Genomic DNA, 20,861 nt, shown 5'->3' on the forward strand with positions numbered 1-20,861 from the left:
CAGTCCAGGGCATAGCGAGTCTCCTCTTCTATGCCAGTTATAACTGTTACCCATGTATCCGGTCTAAAGTGTTACCCATGTTTCCGGTTCATACCCTTCGCTTACCGGGCCTACGATCCGAATGTAGGCCGGGTAAGGCGTAGCCGCCACCCGGCTTTTTACTTCCGCTCCCCCGCTGCAAAATCCTCGATCTCTCCCGCCCAATCCACCGGATACAACCCCTCCCGTACATCGCGATGAAACGTTGAATACGGCCAGTCGCTGACTTTGCTGACATAGCCATGCTTCACCGGATTGATGTAGACGTAATCCATATGCCGCCGGTAGTCCTCTTCGTTACGGACGGTGTGCTCCCAGAAGCGTGGCTGCCAGATATGGCGCATTTCGATGTTGCGGCTAAATGTCTTTTTGATGTCGCGCCAGCGGGCCGAAAAGTCACTGTCGCCTTCCAGTAAGGTCCAGATACAGTGCATATGTTCAGGAAGGATTACCCATGCGTTGATAGTAAATGGCTTTGCATGTTTAACCGTTGAGGTGGCAGCACGCAGGCTGTCGATATGACGGGTAAGCAAATCGCTCTGGCGGTTTTGCAGATTGACGGTGAAGAACCAGGTTCCACCCGGGACGTAGTGGCGACGATAATTTGACATGGGCATTCCTTGCCTTAATGCCGGGTGGCGGCTACGCCTTACCCGGCCTACGATCCGAATGTAGGCCCGGTAAGCGAAGCGCCACCGGGCGTTTTCTCAGCGTTTTGCCGTCAGTTCAGCTATCCGCACAATCACCTTCACCGCTTTTTCCATCCCTTCCAGCGTCACAAACTCATGCTTGCCATGATAGTTATAGCCACCGGTAAACAGGTTCGGGCACGGCAGCCCCATAAACGACAGCTGAGAACCGTCGGTGCCGCCGCGGATCGGCTTAAGCTGCGGTTCAATATCACAGTCGCGCATCGCCTGCTGGGCGATATCGAGAATGTGCGGATGCGCCATCACCTTCTCGCGCATGTTGTAATAGCTGTCCTCTATGATCAGCTCAATATAGCAATCAGGGTGTAACCCTTTACCGACCTTCTTGGCGATCTCCATCATCTTACGCTTGCGCGCCTCAAAGGCTTTGCGGTCGAAATCGCGGATGATGTAGTGCATCTGCGCGCTGTCCACGGTGCCTTTGATGCTGGTCAGGTGATAGAACCCTTCATACCCGTCGGTCTGTTCAGGGCTCTCTTCCGCCGGGACTTCCGCATGAATGCGTGACGCCAGCGACAGCGCGTTCACCATGACGCCTTTCGCCGAACCGGGGTGAACGTTGTTGCCGACAATTTTGATCGTGACGGACGCGGCGTTGAAGTTTTCATACTCCAGTTCACCGACGCCGCCGCCGTCAACGGTATAGGCCCACTGCGCGTTAAAGGCTTCCACGTCGAAGTGCTTCGCGCCCTTGCCGACCTCTTCGTCCGGCGTAAAGGCCACGCGGATATCCCCATGCGGGATATTTTTCTCTTTCAGCACCGCCAGCGCGGTCATGATCTCCGCAATGCCCGCCTTGTCATCCGCCCCCAGCAGCGTTTTGCCGTCGGTGGTGATCAGCGTCTGGCCCAGCAGCTGGTGCAGCACCGGGAACATCACGGGCGAGAGCACTTCGTCGCCAATACCCAGCGCAATGTCGCCGCCGCGGTAGTTTTCCACAATCTGCGGGTTCACATGTTTACCGCTAAAATCCGGAGAGGTGTCGACATGGGAGATAAAGCCAATCGCCGGAATATCACCCTGAACATTCGCCGGCAGCGTTCCCATCACAGTGCCTTTCTCGCTTAACGTGACGTTGACCAGCCCCATGGCGTCAAGCTGCTCTTTGAGCAGGTTTAACAACTTCCACTGGCCTTCGGTGCTCGGCACCTGGCGAACACCCGGCTTAGATTGGGTATCCAGCGAAACGTACTGTAAAAAACGCTCAAGTAATTTATCCATGCAGTCACCCTCACTTTTTGTGACAACATTATCAATAAGCATCAAAACGCAAATATTGCGTCAGGTCACTTTTATCCCGCAAACGAGAATATTTTCCGTTTATATCGTTATGCGTTAATAAATGTAGCTTATGAATCAGTGACAAGGATTGGCGATTGCGGGGGATTGCCGTAGAATGTCCGCCCTCATTACGAGTCACCAAGGTGGTTACACACAAACCCCGCTTCAGTCTGCTGCCTGAGGCGTCTATATGGGACAGCGCAAAAATTGAATACACAATCCCGTTCACGTTCACCGCTGGTGCAACTGGAACGAATTCGTAAAAGTTTTGATGGCAAAGATGTTATTTCCGACCTCACTCTCACCATCAATGACGGTGAGTTTCTGACGCTGCTTGGCCCCTCTGGCTGCGGCAAAACAACCGTACTGCGCCTTATCGCCGGGCTGGAAAGCGTCGATAACGGCCATATCCATCTTGAGAACCAGGACATCACCCGGGTTCCCGCCGAAGATCGCCACGTCAATACCGTCTTTCAGAGCTATGCCCTGTTCCCGCACATGACCGTGTTTGAAAACGTGGCGTTTGGTCTGCGGATGCAAAAAACCCCGGCGAGCGAGATCGAACCGCGCGTCACCGACGCCCTGCGCATGGTGCAGCTTGAGACGTTTGCCCAGCGTAAACCCCATCAGCTTTCCGGCGGCCAGCAGCAGCGCGTTGCCATCGCCCGCGCCGTCGTCAACAAGCCTCGCCTGCTCCTGCTGGATGAATCCCTCTCGGCGCTGGATTACAAGCTGCGCAAGCAGATGCAGAACGAGCTCAAAGCCCTGCAGCGCAAGCTCGGCATTACCTTTGTCTTCGTCACCCACGATCAGGAAGAGGCCCTGACCATGTCTGACCGCATCGTGGTGATGCGCGACGGCAAAATCGAGCAGGACGGCACGCCTCGCGAAATCTACGAAGAGCCGAAGAATCTGTTTGTTGCCAGCTTCATTGGCGAGATCAATATCTTCGACGCCACGGTGATTGAGCGTCTGGACGACCAGCGCGTGCGCGCCAGCGTCGAAGGACGCGAGTGCAACATCACGGTGACTTTCCCCGTCGAAAAGGGACAAAAGCTCAACGTTCTGCTGCGCCCGGAAGATCTGCGCGTCGATGAAATTCACGGCAATACCGAGGCCGAAGGGTTAATCGGCTATATCCGCGAGCGCAACTACAAAGGGATGACGCTGGAGTCCGTTGTCGAGTTGGAGAACGGCAAAATGGTGATGGTCAGCGAATTCTTTAACGAAGACGACCCTGACTTCGACCACTCTCTCGACCAGAAAATGGTTATCAACTGGGTAGAAAGCTGGGAGGTTGTGCTGGCTGATGAAGAACACAAGTAAATTCCAGAATGTGGTGATCGCCACGATCGTCGGTTGGCTTGTGCTGTTTGTCTTTTTACCCAACCTGATGATCGTTGCCACCAGCTTCCTGACCCGCGACGACGCTAGCTTCGTTTCGCTGGTCTTTACGCTGGACAACTACGCGCGCCTGCTCGATCCGCTCTATTTTGACGTGCTGCTGCACTCGCTCAATATGGCGCTGATTGCCACCCTTGCCTGTCTGGTGCTGGGTTATCCCTTCGCATGGTTCCTCGCGGGCCTGCCGCAAAAGGTGCGGCCTCTACTGCTGTTTTTACTGATCGTTCCCTTCTGGACGAACTCGCTCATCCGTATTTATGGCCTGAAGATCTTCCTCAGCACAAAGGGCTATCTCAATGAGTTTCTGCTGTGGCTGGGGGTGATTGATACGCCGATCCGCATCATGTTTACCCCGAGCGCGGTCATTATCGGCCTGGTCTACATCCTGCTGCCGTTTATGGTGATGCCGCTCTACTCCAGCATTGAGAAGCTGGATAAACCGCTGCTGGAAGCGGCAAAAGATCTGGGTGCCAACAGGCTGCAAACCTTTCTTCGCATCATTATTCCGCTGACGATGCCCGGCATTATCGCGGGCTGTCTGCTGGTGATGCTCCCGGCGATGGGCTTGTTCTATGTGTCGGATCTGATGGGCGGCGCGAAAAACCTGCTGATCGGTAACGTCATCAAGAGCCAGTTCCTCAACATCCGCGACTGGCCGTTCGGCTCGGCCACCAGCATTACGCTGACGGTGGTAATGGGCCTGATGCTGCTGGTCTACTGGCGCGCCTCACGCCTGCTGAACAAAAAGGTGGAACTCGAATGATCGGTCGACTGCTTCGCGGCGGTTTTATGACCGCCATCTATGCCTATCTCTATATCCCGATCGTTATTCTGATCGTGAACTCGTTTAACAGCTCGCGGTTCGGGATTAACTGGCAAGGGTTTACGACCAGCTGGTACAGCCTGCTGATGAACAATGACAGCCTGCTGCAGGCCGCTCAGCACTCGCTGACGATGGCGATCGTCTCCGCCACCTTCGCGACGCTCATTGGCTCGCTCACCGCCGTAGCGCTGTACCGCTATCGCTTTCGCGGCAAACCGTTCGTCAGCGGCATGCTGTTTGTGGTGATGATGTCACCGGACATCGTGATGGCCATTTCGCTGCTTGTGCTGTTTATGCTGCTGGGCGTACAGCTTGGCTTCTGGTCGCTGCTGTTTTCCCATATCACCTTTTGCCTGCCGTTTGTGGTGGTGACCGTCTTCGCGCGTCTAAAAGGGTTCGACGTGCGCATGCTGGAGGCGGCGAAAGATCTGGGCGCCAGCGAGATGACCATCCTGCGTAAAATTATCCTGCCGCTGGCGATGCCTGCCGTGGCGGCCGGATGGCTGCTTAGCTTCACCCTGTCGATGGATGACGTGGTCGTGTCCTCTTTCGTCACCGGTCCGAGCTATGAAATTCTGCCGTTGAAGATCTATTCAATGGTGAAAGTCGGCGTCTCACCGGAGGTGAACGCGCTGGCGACCATTCTGCTGGTATTGTCGCTGGTTCTGGTGATCGCCAGCCAGGTTATTGCTCGTGATAAAACAAAATCTCAGGGGACAATGAAATGAAAAAAATGCTCGCCGCTGCGGCGCTGGTGCTTGGCATGGGTGCCGCGCACGCTGATGACGGTAAAACGCTCTACTTCTACAACTGGACCGAATACGTGCCGCCGGGCCTGCTGGAACAGTTCACGAAGGAGACGGGCATCAAGGTGATCTACTCGACCTACGAGTCGAATGAAACCATGTACGCCAAGCTGAAAACCTACAAAGACGGCGCGTACGATCTGGTCGTTCCTTCCACCTACTTTGTCGACAAAATGCGCAAAGAGGGCATGATCCAGAAGATCGATAAAACGAAGCTGACCCATTTTTCAAACCTCGATCCGGAGATGCTCAACAAGCCGTTCGACCCGAATAACGACTACTCCATTCCGTATATCTGGGGTGCGACCGCGATTGGCGTTAACAGCGAGGCCGTCGATCCGAAAACGGTGACGAGCTGGGCCGACCTGTGGAAGCCGGAATACAAAGGAAGCCTGCTGTTAACCGACGACGCGCGTGAAGTGTTCCAGGTGGCGCTGCGCAAGCTGGGCTATTCGGGCAACACGACGGATCCGAAAGAGATTGAAGCCGCGTATAACGAGCTGAAAAAGCTGATGCCTAACGTGGCGGCGTTCAACTCTGATAACCCGGCTAACCCGTATATGGAAGGCGAAGTGAATCTGGGGATGGTGTGGAACGGCTCCGCGTACGTGGCCCGCCAGGCCGGTACGCCGCTTGAGGTGGTCTGGCCGAAAGAAGGCGGGATCTTCTGGATGGATAGTCTGTCGATTCCGGCCAACGCGAAAAACGTGGATGGCGCGCTTAAGCTGATTAACTTCCTGCTGCGCCCTGACGTGGCGAAACAGGTTGCCGAGACGATAGGCTACCCCACGCCAAACCTCGCCGCACGCAAGCTGCTGAAGCCTGAGGTAGCTAACGATAAATCGCTCTATCCGGATGCCGAAACCATCAGCAAGGGTGAATGGCAGAACGATGTCGGTGACGCCAGCCGCCTCTACGAAGAGTATTATCAGAAATTGAAAGCGGGCCGATAAACGGTATCGCGTTCTTCCTCGCGCCGCCCGTACGGCGTGAGGAAGGATTAACTGACCGCATTCTCCCCGGCCCAGACCGTCGCCTTTCTCATCGCCTCAACCACCTCCTCATCCGACAGACCCAGCGCCTGACGAACTCTGGTCGCCTCGTCCCACTGCTGCTGCTCATAGTAACGGCAAAGGCTCACCATATCGGCTAACCGTCCCTCCTGGTGGCACAGCGCGTTGCTCACGCTCTGCGGCACCGCAATTTGCTTCATCAACTCGGCCATCGGCAGCTCAAGGAGGGTATCGAGCAGAGAAAACAGGCCACACATGAAGGCATTCTCAGCCAGCGCCGGTTCTTTCATCGTCTCAGCTATCAGCTCACAGAACTTGCCGCGCATCATACTCAACGGGTAAAGCTCGCTGACGGTGTCATTGCCCGCACTGGCGAGGACCACGACCGCAACAAACCGCCTCAGCTGGTTTTCCCCGAGGTATCTGAGCACTTCGCTCAGGGTTAACTTACTGAAATTACAGGCCCCGATATGTTTAAATGCGGTGTGCTTCATGTAGCGCATGATTTTATAGGACAGCGTGAGGTCGGTTTTAATCAACGACTCGACGATCCGAAAATCAGGCTTATTGCGCCCAACCTCCATTTGCAGCCGAAAAATCGCCAGCTGATTTTGCGATAGCCGTTTATATTTAATGACCTCCGGACGGCAGAAAAAATAGCCCTGAAACAGCGAGAATCCCTCTTCCCTGTATTGGTTGAATTCCTCTTTAGTCTCAATTTTTTCAGCGAGATATTTAATATGCCCGGTCAGATGTTTACGCTCTTTCAGATACGCTTTAATTTGCGCTAAGGAATAATTCCTGACGTCGAATTTCAGTATAGAAATATAGGGTAAAAAAGCATCCCATTCAGGTGCAAGGGTGAAATCATCAAGCGCAAACTGATAGCCGTGCGCATTCATCTCCCTGACCGCCTGCAGCAGTTCAGCCCCTGGCACAGCATCTTCAAGGATCTCAATGACCACGCTCTCTTTATCCAGCGCTTCTCCGCTGCGGTCAATGACCATTCGCGAAGGGAAATTAATAAACGACGTATGCGCCCCGGCGATGCGCTGGGACGGCACGCATAAAAACTGATCTGATATCATTCTGGAGGTGGCATATTCCGCCGACACGTCCGGAAAACGGTTTGTCATCCCATCTCTGAAGAGCAGTTCATAGGCCACCGTATTCATTTCAGGGTTAAAAATGGGTTGTCGCGCAATAAATCCGTACATATCCCATCCTCCTCTACAACTTTATTATTTATTAGCATCCTCTTTCTACACGACGATAACGAGCATTATCGAGCACTATTTTGATTGAATGCACAAAATAAAAGCATCCACACTAATTAACGGGATTTATATGTTCAGGATTTAAATTAAATATACCTGGCGATCTACAGAAAGAGGAAAAAATATCCGATAAGGAATATGTGCCTGCCCGACATGCACAATATTACGGGAGAAGAGAATGAAAGACGCCATGGTCCGAAGACAAAAAATAAGAGTCAAGACGTTGATGCTATTGTCCATTTTCCTCACCGTGACGGTGGGCTTTACGGCAACAATCGGGTTTATGATGTGGCAGTGGATAGCGCAGCAGGAGGTTCTGGCCAAAAAACATATCCGCCAGATTGCCGAGGTGCAATCGTTGCAGGTCAGCAAACAGCTTGATTCTGCCCTGACTGCCGCCCGGGACATGGGCAACAGCGCCCTGGCGCTGCGCGAGGCGGGCGTATCCGATCGCCAGAGCCTGAACCAGCTGCTCATTCACTATCTGTCGGCTCATCCACAGTTTCTCTCTATGTCGATGGCCTTTGAGCCCAACGCGTTCGACGATAAAGATGCCGCCTGGGCCGGTCAGAGCGGTGAAGATCCTGCCGGGCGCTACGCCCGCTACGTTGACCGGGACGCCACCGGCAAACCGGCATTACACCTGCTGACGGACATCGAAACCCCCGGCAGCGGTGATTACTATCTGCTGCCGAAACAACGGCATAAAGATGTGATCATCGAGCCCTATATTTATCCCTACAACGGCGTGGACGTGATGCTCACCTCGATTGCCGCCCCCATCATGCGCGACGGTCAGTTTCTGGGATCGGTCACCTCTGACTTCTCCCTCGCCACGCTGCAATCGACCATTGGAGCGATTAAACCGTGGAACGGCACAGGCTACGCCCTGCTCCTCTCCGCGGGTAATAACGTAGTATCCAGCCCGGACAAGCGCGCGGCAGGCAAGCCTTACGCCGGTCAGATTACCGGTCATGACGTCACCCGGGTAAACGATCCGCTGCTGAAGGAGGACGTGTTTATCACCTGGCAGGACATCGCCGTCGGTAATAGCCAGACGCCGTGGAAACTCGCCATTATCACCCCGGTCAGCGAAGTGATGGCCGAAGCGCGCGCATTTTTACTGAAAGCCATCGTCCTGATGGTGTTAAGCATCGTGGCGGTTAGCCTGGTGATGGCGCAGATCTTTACCCGCAAAGTAGACCGTCCGGTGGGGGGTGAACCTTCGGAAGCCGCCGGGATCGCCCTGGCCGTTGCCCGGGGGGATCTGAACAACACCATCCCGGTGCGTTCCGGGGATACCCACAGCATTTTTTATGCCCTACACACCATGCAGATGCAGCTCAAGCGCATCGTCGACAATATCAGCGAAGCCAGCCATTCCGTGCACGGCGGCACCAGCGAAATTTCGGCGGGCAACCTTGACCTCGCCTCGCGAACCGAAGAACAGGCGGCTGCAATTGTTGAAACGGCAGCCAGCATGGAAGAGATTTCGGTCACGGTGAAAAATAACGCCGACAACGCCCATAAGGCGACAATGCTGACCGATCGCGCCGCGAGCCTCGCCGGGCATGGCGAAACGCTGGTAAACGACGTGGTCGTGGTGATTGGGGAGATTGACGAGAGCGCGCGTAAGATCGGTGAGATTAACAGCATTGTCGATGGCATCGCCTTCCAGACCAATATCCTGGCGCTGAATGCTGCCGTTGAAGCGGCGCGGGCTGGCGAACAGGGGCGCGGCTTCGCGGTTGTCGCAGGGGAAGTGCGCAATCTTGCCCAGCGAAGCGCCAACGCGGCAAAAGAGATCTCTCAGCTGATTGCCGAGTCCTCAGGCCGCGTAAGCAAAGGCGTTGAGCTGGTCAATGAAACCGGGGTGATGATGAAACAGGTGATTGAAGCGGTATCGCATGTGCATCTGGTCATTAACGATATCGTTCAGGCGCTGGACGAGCAGAATCGGGGAATTAGCCAGGTGAGCACTGCCGTTAACCAGATGGACAGTACAACCCAGCAGAACGCCTCTCTGGTTCAGCAGATCTCCGCGGCAGCACTCTCGCTGGATGAGCAGGCTAAATCGCTGGAGAAGACGCTGGCGTTCTTCCATTCATAACTAAACGGGCACCCGCTTGACGGGTGCCTGTTTTCTTTCTTACCGCTACAGCCCTTTCAGCAGCTTGTCGACAAACTCCGGGACGACCGTGCTTGCCAGGCCGTAGTGTTTCTCTTCAAACTCGCTGCCTACCTGGCTTGGCTCAAGGTTCAGTTCAACCGTATGCGCACCGTGCAGTCGCGCTTCGTGGACAAACCCCGCCGCCGGGTAAACATGACCGGATGTGCCGATGGCAATAAACACGTCTGCCATCGCCAGGGCGCTGTAGATCTCATCCATTCCCAGCGGCATTTCGCCGAACCAGACCACGTGCGGACGCAGGCGCGACGGGAACTGGCAGCAGTGACACTTATCCTCTGGCAGCACGTCTTCTTTCCAGTCCAGCACCTGGCCGCTCCAGGCGCAGCGAACCTTGAGCAGCTCGCCGTGCATGTGGATGATGTTCTTGTTACCGGCCCGCTCGTGCAGGTTGTCGATATTCTGCGTTACCAGCAGAAAACGATCGCCGAGCTCCTCTTCCAGCTTTGCCAGCGCCAGATGCGCCGCATTCGGCGCAACTTCAGGCTGCTGAAGCTGACGACGGCGGGCGTTGTAAAACGCCTGCACGAGATCCGGGTCGCGGGCAAAGCCTTCCGGCGTAGCCACATCCTCCACGCGGTGCTCTTCCCACAGCCCGTCCGCCGCGCGGAAGGTTCGAATTCCTGACTCGGCGGAGATCCCCGCCCCGGTCAGCACCACCACTCTGGGTTTATCCATCGCTTCTGGCATCATTCTGTCTCTGAAAAAGATCCGCTGGCGCAAGCGCTCACGTAAGCGGCGTTTGTTTTTGCGAAAACGGCTGAGTCGACCCTGGCGACGCGACAGCATAGAAACCTCGTAAACTAATCGGTGAGATGAAGGAATGCGGCTCCGCGCATGCCTCCTGCGTCCCCGTGTCGCGCGCGTTCAATACGCGGCACGCGGGCAACCGGCAATAAATGACGGGGCAAACGCCCGGACAACCGTTCCGTAATCGCGGTAAAGTTTGAAAGCCCTCCCCCGATCACCAGCAGATCCGGGTCGACGATGGTGAGAATATTTCCCAGACACACCGCCAGCAGATCCAGATAGCGCTCGACGTGCTCACTCGCCTGCGCATCCCCTTGCTCCCACAGGGTAATGATTTGAGGGGCCTCAAGTTTCTGATGATAGAAGTGTTCGTAAAGCCATGCAAATCCGCGCCCTGAGAGGTAGTTCTCAATACAGCCGTGCTGGCCGCAGCCGCAGCGGGTCAGCGGAAAATCACGCCCCACAACCGCCAGCGCGTCCACCGGCAGACGGATATGGCCAAACTCTCCGGTGATGTAGCTGCGCCCGGTAATGGGCTTACCGTTGATGACAATCCCCCCGCCGACGCCGGTACCGAGGATCAGCCCCATCACCAGCGGATAGTGGCGGAATTCATCATCCCAGGCTTCGGAGAGCGCAAAGCAGTTGGCATCGTTGTCTAAACGCACGTCGCGTTCAAGGAGGGCAGAGAGATCGGCGCGGAGAGGTTTACCGCTGGCGGCAGGCACGTTGGCTGCATACAGCGTGCCGTCGTCGGTTTCGGGCATCCCAGGAATGCCGATGCCGACGCTGCCTTTCACGCCAAAGCGTTCATCGGCTTGCGCCACCAGCGCGGCAATCGCGGTTAAAAATTCGTCGTAGCTTTCGCGCGGCGTGGGAACGCGGGTTTCACACTGCAGCTTGAGGTCTTTATCAAACACGCCGAGCGCAATCTTGGTGCCGCCAATATCAAATCCATAATACATAAACGCATTCCTCTTTCTGACATAGCGGCCTCAGGACCGCTACACCATGACGTAATTACTGGCCACTTAATACCCTCGCCGGATCAATTCGGCTTGCGCGACGCGCCGGATACCAGCTTGCCAGCAGACTCAGTAAAAGTGCTGTAACCAGCACATAAAAAACATCCAGCCAGTGCAGTTCAGACGGCAGGAAGTCAATAAAATAGATATCACCCGACAGGAACTGGTGGCCGATAAGCTTTTCGATCCCGTTGATAATTGGGGTCAGCTGCAGGGAAACCACCACGCCAATCACCACGCCGCACAGGCTGCCAAACAGCCCTGCCAGCAAACCGTACCAGACGAAGATGGCGCGAATAAGACCGTCTTTCGCCCCCAGCGTACGCAGCACGGCGATGTCGCCGCTCTTGTCCTTGACCGCCATCACCAGCGTCGAGACGATATTAAAGCACGCCACACCAATCACCAGCACCATCGCCAGATACATAATGGCGCGGATCATCTGGATATCACGGTACATATACCCGTAAGTGCCGATCCAGCTTTTGATGTAGACATAGTTATTGGTCACGCTGCCCGCGTCGCGGACCAGCCTGTTGGCGTTAAAGACGTCGTTCACCTTAATGGCAATACCCGTCACGCTGTCGCCCATATCGAGATACTGGCGCGCATCTTCCATCGGCACCATGGCGAAGCTGTGATCGAGCTGACCGCTCAGCTGAAGAATACCGGTGACGTGCAGGCGCACGCGCTTAGGCTGCTGCAGCTTGTGGTCGGCGCTGGCGTTCGGGATCATGATTGACACCCAGTCGCCCTGCTTCACCTTCAGGGCATCGGCAACGCCTTTACCCATGATGATCTGCTGCTCACCGGCCTTAAAGTTGGCCCACGCGCCGTTCTGCACATAGTTTGGCAGCGCGCTGAGACGCGCTTCCTGGACGGGGTTGACCCCTTTCACCTGAATGGCGCGCAGGTTTACCCCGCTCTCCACCAGCCCGGTAAAGTTGATGTAGGGCGCGGCCGCGGCAATGCCCGGCACTTTTTCAACTTTGTTGAGCGCATCGCTCCAGTTCGTCCACGGCTGGTTAACCGGCTCGATCTCCCCGTGCGGCACCACTGCCAGAATGCGGTTATTCAGCTCGCGTTCAAAGCCGTTCATGGCGCTTAAGCCCACAATCAGCACCGCCACGCCCAGCGCAATACCGATGGTCGAGATGACGGAGATCAGCGACACCATGCCGCCGCGACGGCGGCCGCGGCTAAAACGTAAACCGATGAGTAACGATAACGGTGACGCCATTACTCTGCTCCCATCAGGGTCAGTTCCGCGTTCAGATGGCCGTCGCGCATCTCAAGCTGACGCCCCATGCGTTTTGCCAGCTGCAGATCGTGGGTCACGACCAAAAACGCGGTACCCTGCGAAGCGTTCAGCTCGCCCAGAAGCTGGAAAATACTGTCCGCATTGCGGGCATCCAGGTTGCCGGTAGGCTCATCTGCCAGCACCAGACGCGGGTTGTTGACCAGCGCACGGGCAATCGCCACGCGCTGGCGCTCGCCGCCGGAAAGCTCAGAGGGACGATGGTTACCGCGATGGCCCAGCCCTACCGCTTTCAGCATGTCGCTGGCGCGAGCGTTAATTTCTGCCGGTTTCTTTTTGCCAATCAGCAGCGGCATCGCCACGTTTTCCAGCGCCGTGAAATCCGGCAGCAGGTGGTGGAACTGGTAGATAAAGCCCAGCTCGCGGTTGCGCAGCTCGGCCTTCGCCGCGGAGGACATTTTGCTCATCGGCTGGCCGGAGAAAATCACGTCGCCTTCGGTTGGCGTATCCAGCCCGCCCAGCAGATGCAGCAGCGTACTTTTGCCCGAGCCGGAGCTGCCGACAATCGCCATCATCTCGCCTTCACCCACGCTAAAGCTCACATTGTGCAGCACGTCGGTTTGCACAGTGCCTTCCTGATAGCGTTTGGACAGGTTGTCGCATTGCAACAGGATCTTATTCATAACGTAAAGCCTCAGCGGGTTGAGTGGCGGCGGCGCGCCAGGAAGGATAAAGCGTAGAAAGCAGCGCAATGGCCATCGCGACCAGCGCAATACCGACCACCTGCAGCGGCTCGATAGCCACCGGCAGCGCCGCGCCGTCAAGCAGCGCGCCGATGATCGGCATTAAGTTATTAAGCTGGCTGGCAAGCAATGCCCCCAGCACGGCACCGAGCAGCGCGCCGATGATACCGGCACTGGCCCCCTGCACCATAAACACCGCCATGATCTGGCGCGGCGTGAGCCCCTGGGTTTGCAGAATGGCGACTTCGCCCTGCTTCTCCATCACCATCAGGCCCAGCGAGGTAATGATGTTGAATGCGGCCACGGCCACGATCAGGCTCAGCAGCAGCCCCATCATGTTTTTTTCCATCCGCACGGCCTGGAACAATTCGCCTTTGCGCTCGCGCCAGTCCTGCCATTTGGTGCCGTCCGGCAGTTTTTGCTGGCTGAGGGTATCGACCTTCAGCGGCGCATCGAGCCACAGGCGCCAGCCGGTGATGTTCCCTGCCGGGTAGCGCATCAGGCGTGATGCATCCTGAATGTTAACCAGCATCTGGTAGCCATCGACTTCGCTGTTGGCGGCAAAGGTACCAATCACGTTGAACAGGCGCTGGCTTGGCAGGCGCCCCATCGGCGTAAACTGGCTGGCAGAAGGCACCATCACGCGCAGCTGGTCGCCACGGTTGACGCCAAGCTGGCCGGCAAGCTGCTCACCCAGAATCACGTTGTATTTTCCGGCTTCCAGATCGGTCTGCTTCACGTTAACCAGATACGGCGTCAGCGGATCGTTTTGCGCCGGGTCAATACCCAGCATCACGCCGACCGCCACGCTGCGGGCGCTTTGCAGCACCACGTCGCCGGTCGTCAACGGCGCAACGCGCGTGACGCCCTGTAACTTCGCCGCGCTTTCCGGCAGCTGTTGCGGGTTAACCGAACCGTTGGATGATGAGAGAACGGCCTGCGGCATCAGCCCCAGGATGTTGTTTTGCAGCTCGCGTTCGAAGCCATTCATGACGGAAAGCACCGTCACCAGTGCCATCACGCCAAGCGTAATGCCAATAGTCGAAAGCCAGGAGACAAAGCGACCGAAGCGGTCCGCGGCGCGCCCACGCATGTAACGTAAGCCTATGAAGAGTGCGACAGGTTGATACATGAAATCCGTCTGTTTGCTGATAGCAGACCCACGAGTATATAAGCGAATCCGTTAAGCGTAAATGACTGAAACAGTAAGCTTTGGTAATCATTTTTCCGAAAAATTCAGATAAATCAGGGTGCTATTGTCTGAATACTCACCTCGCAACCTCCACCTTTTCCGAAAAACCTCCTGATACAGACTGTTACCCATTACATCCTGGTTTCGTTTTACAACAATTGCTCGTTCGTTTATGGCAATAAGGTAGTGGCGAACAATGAAGCAAAAAGCATTATGGATTAACCAGATAAAAGGGCTGTGTATCTGCCTGGTGGTTATCTACCATTCGGTTATCACGTTTTATCCGCATCTGATTGGGCTGCAACACCCGCTCTCCGGCCTTCTCGCCAAATGCTGGGTCTATTTTAACCTCTATCTCGCACCGTTTCGTATGCCGGTCTTCTTCTTTATCTCCGGCTATCTGATCCGTCGTTATATTGACGAGGTGGACTGGCGAACCAGTCTCGACAAACGGATCTGGAGCATTGTCTGGGTTCTGGCGCTGTGGGGCGTTCTGCAATGGCAGGCGTTGACCCACCTGAACGCCTGGCTGGCACCCGAGCGTGAGCTTGCCACCTCGTCGAACGCGGCCTACGCCGACTCGTTCTCAGGCTTTGTGCTGGGGATGATCACCGCCAGCACCAGCCTGTGGTATCTGTATGCTCTGGTGGTCTACTTCACGCTGTGTAAACTGCTGAGCCGCTGGAAGCTGCCGGTACTGGCACTGCTGGCGCTGGCAAGCATCGCGATTAACTTCCTGCCGCTGCCGTGGTGGGGAATGAATAGCGTAGTACGCAACATGATCTACTACAGCCTCGGGGCGTGGTATGGCGCAGAGCTGATGGCGTGGATGAAAAGCGTCAACCTGCGCCGCATCTGGCTGGCAACCGGCGCTTTCGCCGCCGTCTCCGTGGTGCTGTGGTTTGCTAACGTTCCGCTGCTGCTCTCATTGCTGTCGATTGTGCTGATCATGAAGCTGTTCTACAGCCTCGAGCAGCGCTATGCCGTTCACCCGAACAATCTGCTGAATGTGATTGGCTCAAACACCATTGCGATTTATACCACCCACCGAATCCTGATTGAGGCCTTTAGCCTGTTCCTGATTGGCGAGATGAATGCCGCTTACTGGCCGGTCTGGGCAGAGCTGTGCTTAATTCTGGTCTACCCGTTTGTCAGCCTGCTTATCTGTACCCTTGCCGGGCTCGGGGTGCGTAAAATCTCTACCGCGCTGTTTGGGGACGTTTTCTTCTCTCCTCCGTCTACGCTGCCCCTGTCACCTTCAACGCGTTAATGCCCTCTCCGCCCCCGTTTCGGGGGCGTTTAGCCCTGCCGTGCGGTTACGATTTGCTTATGTAAAACGATCGAGGATAATAAAGACATTGCGTATCAGTGATATGCCCCAATACTGTTGGTATATCCATAAGAGACTCTGACATAGCCATGCCTGAACACTATCGTTATTCATTACCTGTCAAAGCGGGCGACCAGCGCCAGCTGGGTGAACTCACGGGCGCGGCGTGCGCCACGCTGGTGGCGGAAATCGCCGAGCGTCATCCAGGCCCGGTGATTCTGGTTGCCCCGGATATGCAAAACGCCCTGCGCCTGCACGATGAAATTCGCCAGTTCACCGATAGCCTGGTGTTCAGCCTGGCCGACTGGGAGACGCTGCCGTATGACAGCTTCTCTCCGCATCAGGAGATTATCTCATCGCGCCTGTCGACGCTCTATCAACTCCCGACCATGCAGCGCGGCGTGCTGATTGTGCCGGTAAATACCCTGATGCAGCGCGTCTGTCCGCACAGCTATCTGCACGGTCACGCGCTGGTGATGAAAAAAGGCCAGCGCCTGTCCCGTGATGCCCTGCGCGCGCAGCTTGACGGTGCCGGCTATCGTCACGTCGACCAGGTGATGGAGCACGGGGAATACGCCACCCGTGGCGCGCTGCTCGACCTTTATCCAATGGGCAGCGACCAGCCGTATCGTCTGGACTTTTTCGATGATGAAATCGACAGCCTGCGCGTGTTCGACGCCGACACGCAGCGCACGCTGGAAGAAGTGGAGTCCATCAACCTGCTGCCCGCGCATGAGTTCCCCACGGACAAAACCGCTATCGAACTGTTCCGCAGCCAGTGGCGCGATAAGTTCGAGGTGAAGCGCGACGCGGAACATATTTATCAGCAGGTCAGTAAAGGCACGCTTCCTGCCGGGATCGAATACTGGCAGCCGCTGTTCTTCAACGAGCCGCTGCCTGCCCTGTTCAGCTACTTCCCGGCGAACACGCTGATTGTTAACACCGGGGATATCGACGCCAGCGCCAGCCGCTTTGAAAGCGAAACCCGCGCCCGTTTTGAAAACCGTGGCGTTGACCCGATGCGTCCGCTGCTGCCGCCGGAAGCGCTGTGGCTGCGCACCGACGAGCTCAACGCCGAGCTGAAGCGCTGGCCGCGCATGCAGCTGAAAACCGATTCGCTTGCCGATAAGGCCGCCAACACCAACCTCGCCTTCCGGACGCTGCCGGACCTGGCCGTTCAGGCGCAGCAGAAATCCCCGCTGGATAATCTGCGCAAGTTCCTGGAGTCCTTTACCGGCCCGGTGGTGTTCTCCGTTGAGAGTGAAGGCCGCCGTGAAGCTTTAGGCGAGCTGCTGGGACGCATTAAGGTGGCGCCGAAGCGCATCCTGCGTCTGAGCGAAGCGACCGGAAACGGTCGTTACCTGATGATTGGCGCCGCCGAGCACGGGTTCATCGACACGCTCAACAACCTGGCGCTGATTTGCGAAAGCGACCTGCTGGGTGAGCGCGTCGCGCGTCGCCGTCAGGACAGCCGTCGGACCATCAACCCGGACACGCTGATCCGTAACCTGGCCGAGCTGCATCCTGGCCAGCCGATTGTCCACCTGGAACATGGCGTTGGGCGCTATCAGGGGATGACCACGCTGGAAGCGGGCGGCATCAAAGGTGAATACCTGATGCTGACCTACGCTAACGACGCCAAACTGTATGTCCCGGTATCGTCCCTGCATCTGATCAGCCGCTACGCGGGCGGTGCCGAAGACAATGCGCCGCTGCACAAGCTGGGCGGCGATGCCTGGGCGCGCGCGCGCCAGAAGGCGGCGGAAAAAGTGCGCGACGTGGCGGCCGAGCTGCTGGATATCTACGCCCAGCGCGCGGCCAAACAGGGCTTCGCCTTTAAGCATGATAAAGAACAGTACCAGCTGTTCTGCGACAGCTTCCCGTTTGAAACCACGCCGGATCAGGCCCAGGCCATCAACGCCGTGCTGAGCGACATGTGCCAGCCGCTGGCCATGGACCGCTTAGTCTGCGGCGACGTCGGCTTCGGTAAAACCGAAGTGGCGATGCGCGCCGCCTTCCTTGCGGTGGAAAACAACAAGCAGGTTGCGGTGCTGGTGCCGACTACCCTGCTCGCTCAGCAGCACTTCGACAACTTCCGCGACCGTTTCGCCAACTGGCCGGTACGTATCGAGATGCTCTCGCGTTTTCGCAGTACTAAAGAGCAGATCCAGATCCTCGAACAGGCCAGCGAAGGCAAAATCGATATTCTGATCGGCACCCACAAGCTGCTGCAAAGCGACGTGAAGTGGAAAGATCTGGGGCTGCTGATCGTCGACGAAGAGCACCGCTTCGGGGTGCGTCATAAAGAACGCATCAAAGCGATGCGCGCCGACGTCGATATCCTCACCCTAACCGCAACGCCAATCCCGCGAACCCTGAACATGGCGATGAGCGGCATGCGCGATCTGTCGATTATCGCCACGCCGCCGGCGCGCCGTCTGGCGGTGAAAACCTTTGTCCGCGAGTACGATAATCTGGTGGTGCGTGAGGCCATTCTGCGTGAAGTGCTTCGTGGGGGACAGGTCTACTACCTCTACAACGACGTGGAAAATATCCAGAAAGCGGCAGACAGGCTGGCGGAGCTGGTACCGGAAGCGCGCATTGCTATCGGTCACGGGCAGATGCGCGAGCGCGAGCTGGAACGGGTGATGAACGACTTCCACCACCAGCGCTTTAACGTGCTGGTGTGCACCACCATCATTGAGACCGGGATCGACATTCCAACGGCGAACACCATCATCATTGAACGTGCGGATCACTTTGGTCTGGCGCAGCTTCACCAGCTGCGCGGCCGCGTCGGGCGTTCGCACCATCAGGCGTACGCCTGGCTGCTGACGCCGCATCCGAAAGCGATGACCACCGACGCGCAAAAGCGCCTGGAAGCCATCGCCTCGCTGGAAGACCTCGGCGCAGGCTTTGCGCTGGCCACGCACGATCTTGAGATCCGCGGTGCCGGCGAGCTGCTGGGTGAAGACCAGAGCGGCTCCATGGAAACCATCGGCTTCTCGCTCTATATGGAACTGCTGGAGAACGCGGTCGATGCCCTGAAGGCCGGGCGCGAGCCGTCGCTGGAAGATCTCACCAGCCAGCAGACCGAGGTCGAGCTGCGTATGCCTTCCCTGCTGCCGGACGATTTCATTCCGGACGTGAATACCCGCCTCTCATTCTACAAACGCATCGCCAGCGCGAAGAAGGAGAACGAGCTGGAAGAGATCAAGGTTGAGCTGATCGATCGCTTTGGCCTGCTGCCCGATGCGGCGAGAAATTTGCTGGACATCGCGAGACTGCGCCAGCAGGCGCAAAAGCTGGGGATTCGCAAGCTCGAAGGCAATGAAAAAGGCGGCGTGATCGAATTCGCCGAGAAGAATCACGTCAACCCGATGTGGCTGATCGGCCTGCTGCAAAAACAGCCGCAGCATTTCCGTCTTGATGGCCCAACCCGTCTGAAATTTACCCAGGAGCTGACGGAGCGCAAAACCCGTATGGACTGGGTGCGTAACTTCATGCGCCAGCTGGAAGAGAACGCGATCGCATAACCTCCCTTCCCCCTGTTAGCCCAGCGCTACGGGGGGACAATTTACAAACTCTTTGCACTTCACCCGATCTTCCCGACACACCCATTCGCCATAATTATGTTTAACCCCTTACAAAACAATAACCTTATCATTTACATGGATTATGGTGATGATGACCTCTTCGCGTTTTACTCGCTGGATGACCCTGTTTGCGCTGGCAGCCACCATTGCGGTTGCGCTTCCCGCTCGGGCAAACACCTGGCCCCTTCCCCCTCCCGGCAGCAAGGTGGTGGGTGAAAACCGCTTTCATGTGGTTGAAAACAACGGTGGTTCTCTGGAAGCGATTGCCAAAAAATATAACGTCGGTTTTCTGGCCCTGCTGCAGGCGAACCCCGGCGTCGATCCGTATGTCCCGCGCGCGGGCAGCGTATTGACCATCCCGTTACAGACTATCCTGCCGGACGCCCCGCGCGAGGGTATGGTGATAAACCTCGCCGAGCTGCGCCTGTACTATTACCCGCCGGGTAAAAACGAAGTAACCGTCTACCCTATCGGTATTGGCCAGCTGGGCGGCGACACGCTGACGCCGACGATGGTCACCACCGTCTCGGATAAACGCGCGAATCCAACCTGGACCCCGACGGCCAACATTCGTGCCCGCTATAAGGCCCAGGGGATCGATCTTCCTGCCGTGGTGCCGGCAGGCCCGGATAACCCGATGGGGCACCACGCGATCCGCCTGGCAGCATACGGCGGTGTTTACCTGCTGCACGGAACGAATGCGGACTTTGGCATCGGTATGCGCGTCAGCTCCGGCTGTATTCGTCTGCGCGATGACGATATCAAAACGCTGTTTAACGTCGTTACGCCGGGAACCAAAGTAAATATTATCAATACGCCGATTAAAGTTTCAGAAGAGCCCGGCGGCGTGCGGCTGGTTGAGATTCATCAGCCGTTATCGAAAAACATTGGCGACGATCCGCAGACGCTGCCCATTAACCTGAATGCCGCGATGGTGAGCTTCAAAACGAATGCCAATACCAATAGCGTGGTGATGGAGCGCGCGATGGAAGCGCGGTCAGGCATGCCGACCGATGTCACCCGGCATCACGACGTCGTCCAGCAGTCGATGTAAATCAGAAATAAAAAAACGCCCTGCTGAGCAGGGCGTTTTTAATTGCAGTGGCATAAATGAGGGTTTATGCCCGGCTTATTTGTAGATGACAGCCGTGCCGTGCAGGGTGTTAGGACCGGTCACGGAGGTGATGCGGTAAGATTTTGCACCCATCTCTTGCGCTTTTTGTGCCAGCTGATCTTCCAGGGAACCCAGGTTAGTACCGGCAGAAGCAGAGATTGTCCCGACTTTATGCTGGTCAACAGGCGTAGATTGCACTTGTACAGCAGCAAAGCTTGCGAAAGAGAGTGAACTCAGGACAGCGGCAGCGATGAGGGTTTTTACGTTTTTCATGATGTTTACCTTTAGCAGATGAATTTGGAGGTCGCTAAT

17 protein-coding genes are annotated in these 20,861 nt (G+C 56.5%); 8 read left to right on the forward strand and 9 right to left on the reverse strand.

Annotation, left to right across the window (positions count from 1 at the left end):
• Positions 1 to 158 precede the first annotated feature (158 nt).
• Both KIF87_RS06300 and pepT read right to left on the reverse strand, forming a co-directional pair.
• A complete protein-coding gene (locus KIF87_RS06300; RefSeq protein ID WP_213328235.1) occupies positions 159 to 650 on the reverse strand; it encodes an REP-associated tyrosine transposase in 492 nt (163 codons plus the stop codon).
• A gap of 96 nt (positions 651 to 746) precedes the next feature.
• Positions 747 to 1,970 carry a peptidase T gene (pepT, locus tag KIF87_RS06305; protein WP_121425914.1) on the reverse strand — a complete coding sequence of 408 codons (1,224 nt, stop codon included), beginning with the start codon at positions 1,968 to 1,970 and terminating at the stop codon, positions 747 to 749.
• Between the two features lie 237 nt (positions 1,971 to 2,207).
• Between pepT and potA the strand changes: the two genes are divergently transcribed.
• Genes potA through potD form a run of 4 tightly spaced genes read left to right on the forward strand, consistent with a single transcriptional unit; the run spans position 2,208 to position 6,016 of the window.
• Complete coding sequence (potA, locus tag KIF87_RS06310; RefSeq protein WP_201283091.1) at positions 2,208 to 3,356, forward strand: spermidine/putrescine ABC transporter ATP-binding protein PotA; 1,149 nt, start codon at positions 2,208 to 2,210, stop codon at positions 3,354 to 3,356.
• Positions 3,340 to 4,197: a spermidine/putrescine ABC transporter permease PotB gene (gene potB / locus KIF87_RS06315; RefSeq protein ID WP_213328236.1), complete on the forward strand. Its 858-nt coding sequence runs from the start codon at positions 3,340 to 3,342 to the stop codon at positions 4,195 to 4,197. Before potA ends, potB begins: the two co-directional genes overlap by 17 nt.
• Positions 4,194 to 4,985: a spermidine/putrescine ABC transporter permease PotC gene (gene potC, locus KIF87_RS06320; protein ID WP_213328237.1), complete on the forward strand. Its 792-nt coding sequence runs from the start codon at positions 4,194 to 4,196 to the stop codon at positions 4,983 to 4,985. Before potB ends, potC begins: the two co-directional genes overlap by 4 nt.
• A complete protein-coding gene (gene potD, locus KIF87_RS06325) occupies positions 4,982 to 6,016 on the forward strand; it encodes a spermidine/putrescine ABC transporter substrate-binding protein PotD (protein WP_213328238.1) in 1,035 nt (344 codons plus the stop codon). The genes potC and potD overlap by 4 nt, the downstream gene beginning before the upstream one ends.
• 47 nt (positions 6,017 to 6,063) lie before the next feature.
• Here potD and KIF87_RS06330 read toward each other — a convergent pair whose 3' ends face one another.
• Complete coding sequence (locus tag KIF87_RS06330; RefSeq protein WP_213328239.1) at positions 6,064 to 7,293, reverse strand: EAL and HDOD domain-containing protein; 1,230 nt, start codon at positions 7,291 to 7,293, stop codon at positions 6,064 to 6,066.
• 238 nt (positions 7,294 to 7,531) lie between these two features.
• Between KIF87_RS06330 and KIF87_RS06335 the strand changes: the two genes are divergently transcribed.
• Positions 7,532 to 9,463, forward strand: a complete 1,932-nt coding sequence (locus tag KIF87_RS06335; RefSeq protein ID WP_213328240.1) for a methyl-accepting chemotaxis protein — start codon at positions 7,532 to 7,534, stop codon at positions 9,461 to 9,463.
• A 45-nt stretch (positions 9,464 to 9,508) separates the two neighbouring features.
• On the opposite strand, the gene cobB is transcribed toward KIF87_RS06335, so the two are convergent.
• From cobB to lolC, 5 genes are read right to left on the reverse strand one after another with little or no spacing between them, the layout of a single operon-like run.
• Complete coding sequence (gene cobB, locus KIF87_RS06340; protein WP_121425907.1) at positions 9,509 to 10,330, reverse strand: Sir2 family NAD+-dependent deacetylase; 822 nt, start codon at positions 10,328 to 10,330, stop codon at positions 9,509 to 9,511.
• 14 nt (positions 10,331 to 10,344) lie between these two features.
• Entirely contained in the window at positions 10,345 to 11,256 is a 912-nt protein-coding gene (gene nagK / locus KIF87_RS06345) for an N-acetylglucosamine kinase (protein WP_213328241.1), read from the reverse strand.
• Positions 11,257 to 11,311: 55 nt separating this feature from the next.
• On the reverse strand, positions 11,312 to 12,556 hold the full coding sequence (lolE, locus tag KIF87_RS06350) for a lipoprotein-releasing ABC transporter permease subunit LolE (RefSeq protein WP_193939993.1): 1,245 nt from the start codon (positions 12,554 to 12,556) through the stop codon (positions 11,312 to 11,314).
• Positions 12,556 to 13,257, reverse strand: a complete 702-nt coding sequence (lolD, locus tag KIF87_RS06355) for a lipoprotein-releasing ABC transporter ATP-binding protein LolD (protein WP_010429765.1) — start codon at positions 13,255 to 13,257, stop codon at positions 12,556 to 12,558. Before lolD ends, lolE begins: the two co-directional genes overlap by 1 nt.
• Positions 13,250 to 14,449 carry a lipoprotein-releasing ABC transporter permease subunit LolC gene (gene lolC, locus KIF87_RS06360; protein WP_213328242.1) on the reverse strand — a complete coding sequence of 400 codons (1,200 nt, stop codon included), beginning with the start codon at positions 14,447 to 14,449 and terminating at the stop codon, positions 13,250 to 13,252. Before lolC ends, lolD begins: the two co-directional genes overlap by 8 nt.
• Before the next feature lie 256 nt (positions 14,450 to 14,705).
• Here lolC and KIF87_RS06365 point away from each other — a divergent pair, with 256 nt between their 5' ends.
• The 3 genes from KIF87_RS06365 (at position 14,706) to ldtC (ending at position 20,489) form a co-directional block, all read left to right on the forward strand.
• Positions 14,706 to 15,779 (forward strand): acyltransferase family protein, encoded by a 1,074-nt coding sequence (locus tag KIF87_RS06365; RefSeq protein ID WP_213328243.1) that lies wholly within the window; start codon positions 14,706 to 14,708, stop codon positions 15,777 to 15,779.
• A 149-nt stretch (positions 15,780 to 15,928) separates the two neighbouring features.
• Positions 15,929 to 19,375 carry a transcription-repair coupling factor gene (gene mfd / locus KIF87_RS06370; protein ID WP_213328244.1) on the forward strand — a complete coding sequence of 1,149 codons (3,447 nt, stop codon included), beginning with the start codon at positions 15,929 to 15,931 and terminating at the stop codon, positions 19,373 to 19,375.
• 148 nt (positions 19,376 to 19,523) lie between these two features.
• Positions 19,524 to 20,489, forward strand: coding sequence for a L,D-transpeptidase LdtC (gene ldtC, locus KIF87_RS06375; protein ID WP_202774403.1), 966 nt, complete (start codon positions 19,524 to 19,526; stop codon positions 20,487 to 20,489).
• 75 nt (positions 20,490 to 20,564) lie between these two features.
• Here the strand turns inward: ldtC and bhsA are convergent, their stop codons facing one another.
• Positions 20,565 to 20,822: a multiple stress resistance protein BhsA gene (gene bhsA / locus KIF87_RS06380; protein ID WP_008500777.1), complete on the reverse strand. Its 258-nt coding sequence runs from the start codon at positions 20,820 to 20,822 to the stop codon at positions 20,565 to 20,567.
• Between the last annotated feature and the right edge of the window lie 39 nt (positions 20,823 to 20,861).

This window comes from Enterobacter sp. 120016, from assembly GCF_018383635.1.
GTDB lineage: Bacteria > Pseudomonadota > Gammaproteobacteria > Enterobacterales > Enterobacteriaceae > Enterobacter > Enterobacter asburiae_D.

Bases quoted from the DNA above. Each gene is read 5' to 3' on its own strand.
- KIF87_RS06300 (WP_213328235.1), bottom strand. From the start codon at position 650: ATGTCAAATTATCGTCGCCACTACGTCCCGGGTGGAACCTGGTTCTTC.
- pepT (WP_121425914.1), bottom strand. From the start codon at position 1,970: ATGGATAAATTACTTGAGCGTTTTTTACAGTACGTTTCGCTGGATACC.
- potB (WP_213328236.1), top strand. From the start codon at position 3,340: ATGAAGAACACAAGTAAATTCCAGAATGTGGTGATCGCCACGATCGTC.
- potC (WP_213328237.1), top strand. From the start codon at position 4,194: ATGATCGGTCGACTGCTTCGCGGCGGTTTTATGACCGCCATCTATGCC.
- potD (WP_213328238.1), top strand. From the start codon at position 4,982: ATGAAAAAAATGCTCGCCGCTGCGGCGCTGGTGCTTGGCATGGGTGCC.
- KIF87_RS06330 (WP_213328239.1), bottom strand. From the start codon at position 7,293: ATGTACGGATTTATTGCGCGACAACCCATTTTTAACCCTGAAATGAAT.
- KIF87_RS06335 (WP_213328240.1), top strand. From the start codon at position 7,532: ATGAAAGACGCCATGGTCCGAAGACAAAAAATAAGAGTCAAGACGTTG.
- cobB (WP_121425907.1), bottom strand. From the start codon at position 10,330: ATGCTGTCGCGTCGCCAGGGTCGACTCAGCCGTTTTCGCAAAAACAAA.
- nagK (WP_213328241.1), bottom strand. From the start codon at position 11,256: ATGTATTATGGATTTGATATTGGCGGCACCAAGATTGCGCTCGGCGTG.
- lolE (WP_193939993.1), bottom strand. From the start codon at position 12,556: ATGGCGTCACCGTTATCGTTACTCATCGGTTTACGTTTTAGCCGCGGC.
- lolD (WP_010429765.1), bottom strand. From the start codon at position 13,257: ATGAATAAGATCCTGTTGCAATGCGACAACCTGTCCAAACGCTATCAG.
- lolC (WP_213328242.1), bottom strand. From the start codon at position 14,449: ATGTATCAACCTGTCGCACTCTTCATAGGCTTACGTTACATGCGTGGG.
- KIF87_RS06365 (WP_213328243.1), top strand. From the start codon at position 14,706: ATGAAGCAAAAAGCATTATGGATTAACCAGATAAAAGGGCTGTGTATC.
- mfd (WP_213328244.1), top strand. From the start codon at position 15,929: ATGCCTGAACACTATCGTTATTCATTACCTGTCAAAGCGGGCGACCAG.
- ldtC (WP_202774403.1), top strand. From the start codon at position 19,524: ATGATGACCTCTTCGCGTTTTACTCGCTGGATGACCCTGTTTGCGCTG.
- bhsA (WP_008500777.1), bottom strand. From the start codon at position 20,822: ATGAAAAACGTAAAAACCCTCATCGCTGCCGCTGTCCTGAGTTCACTC.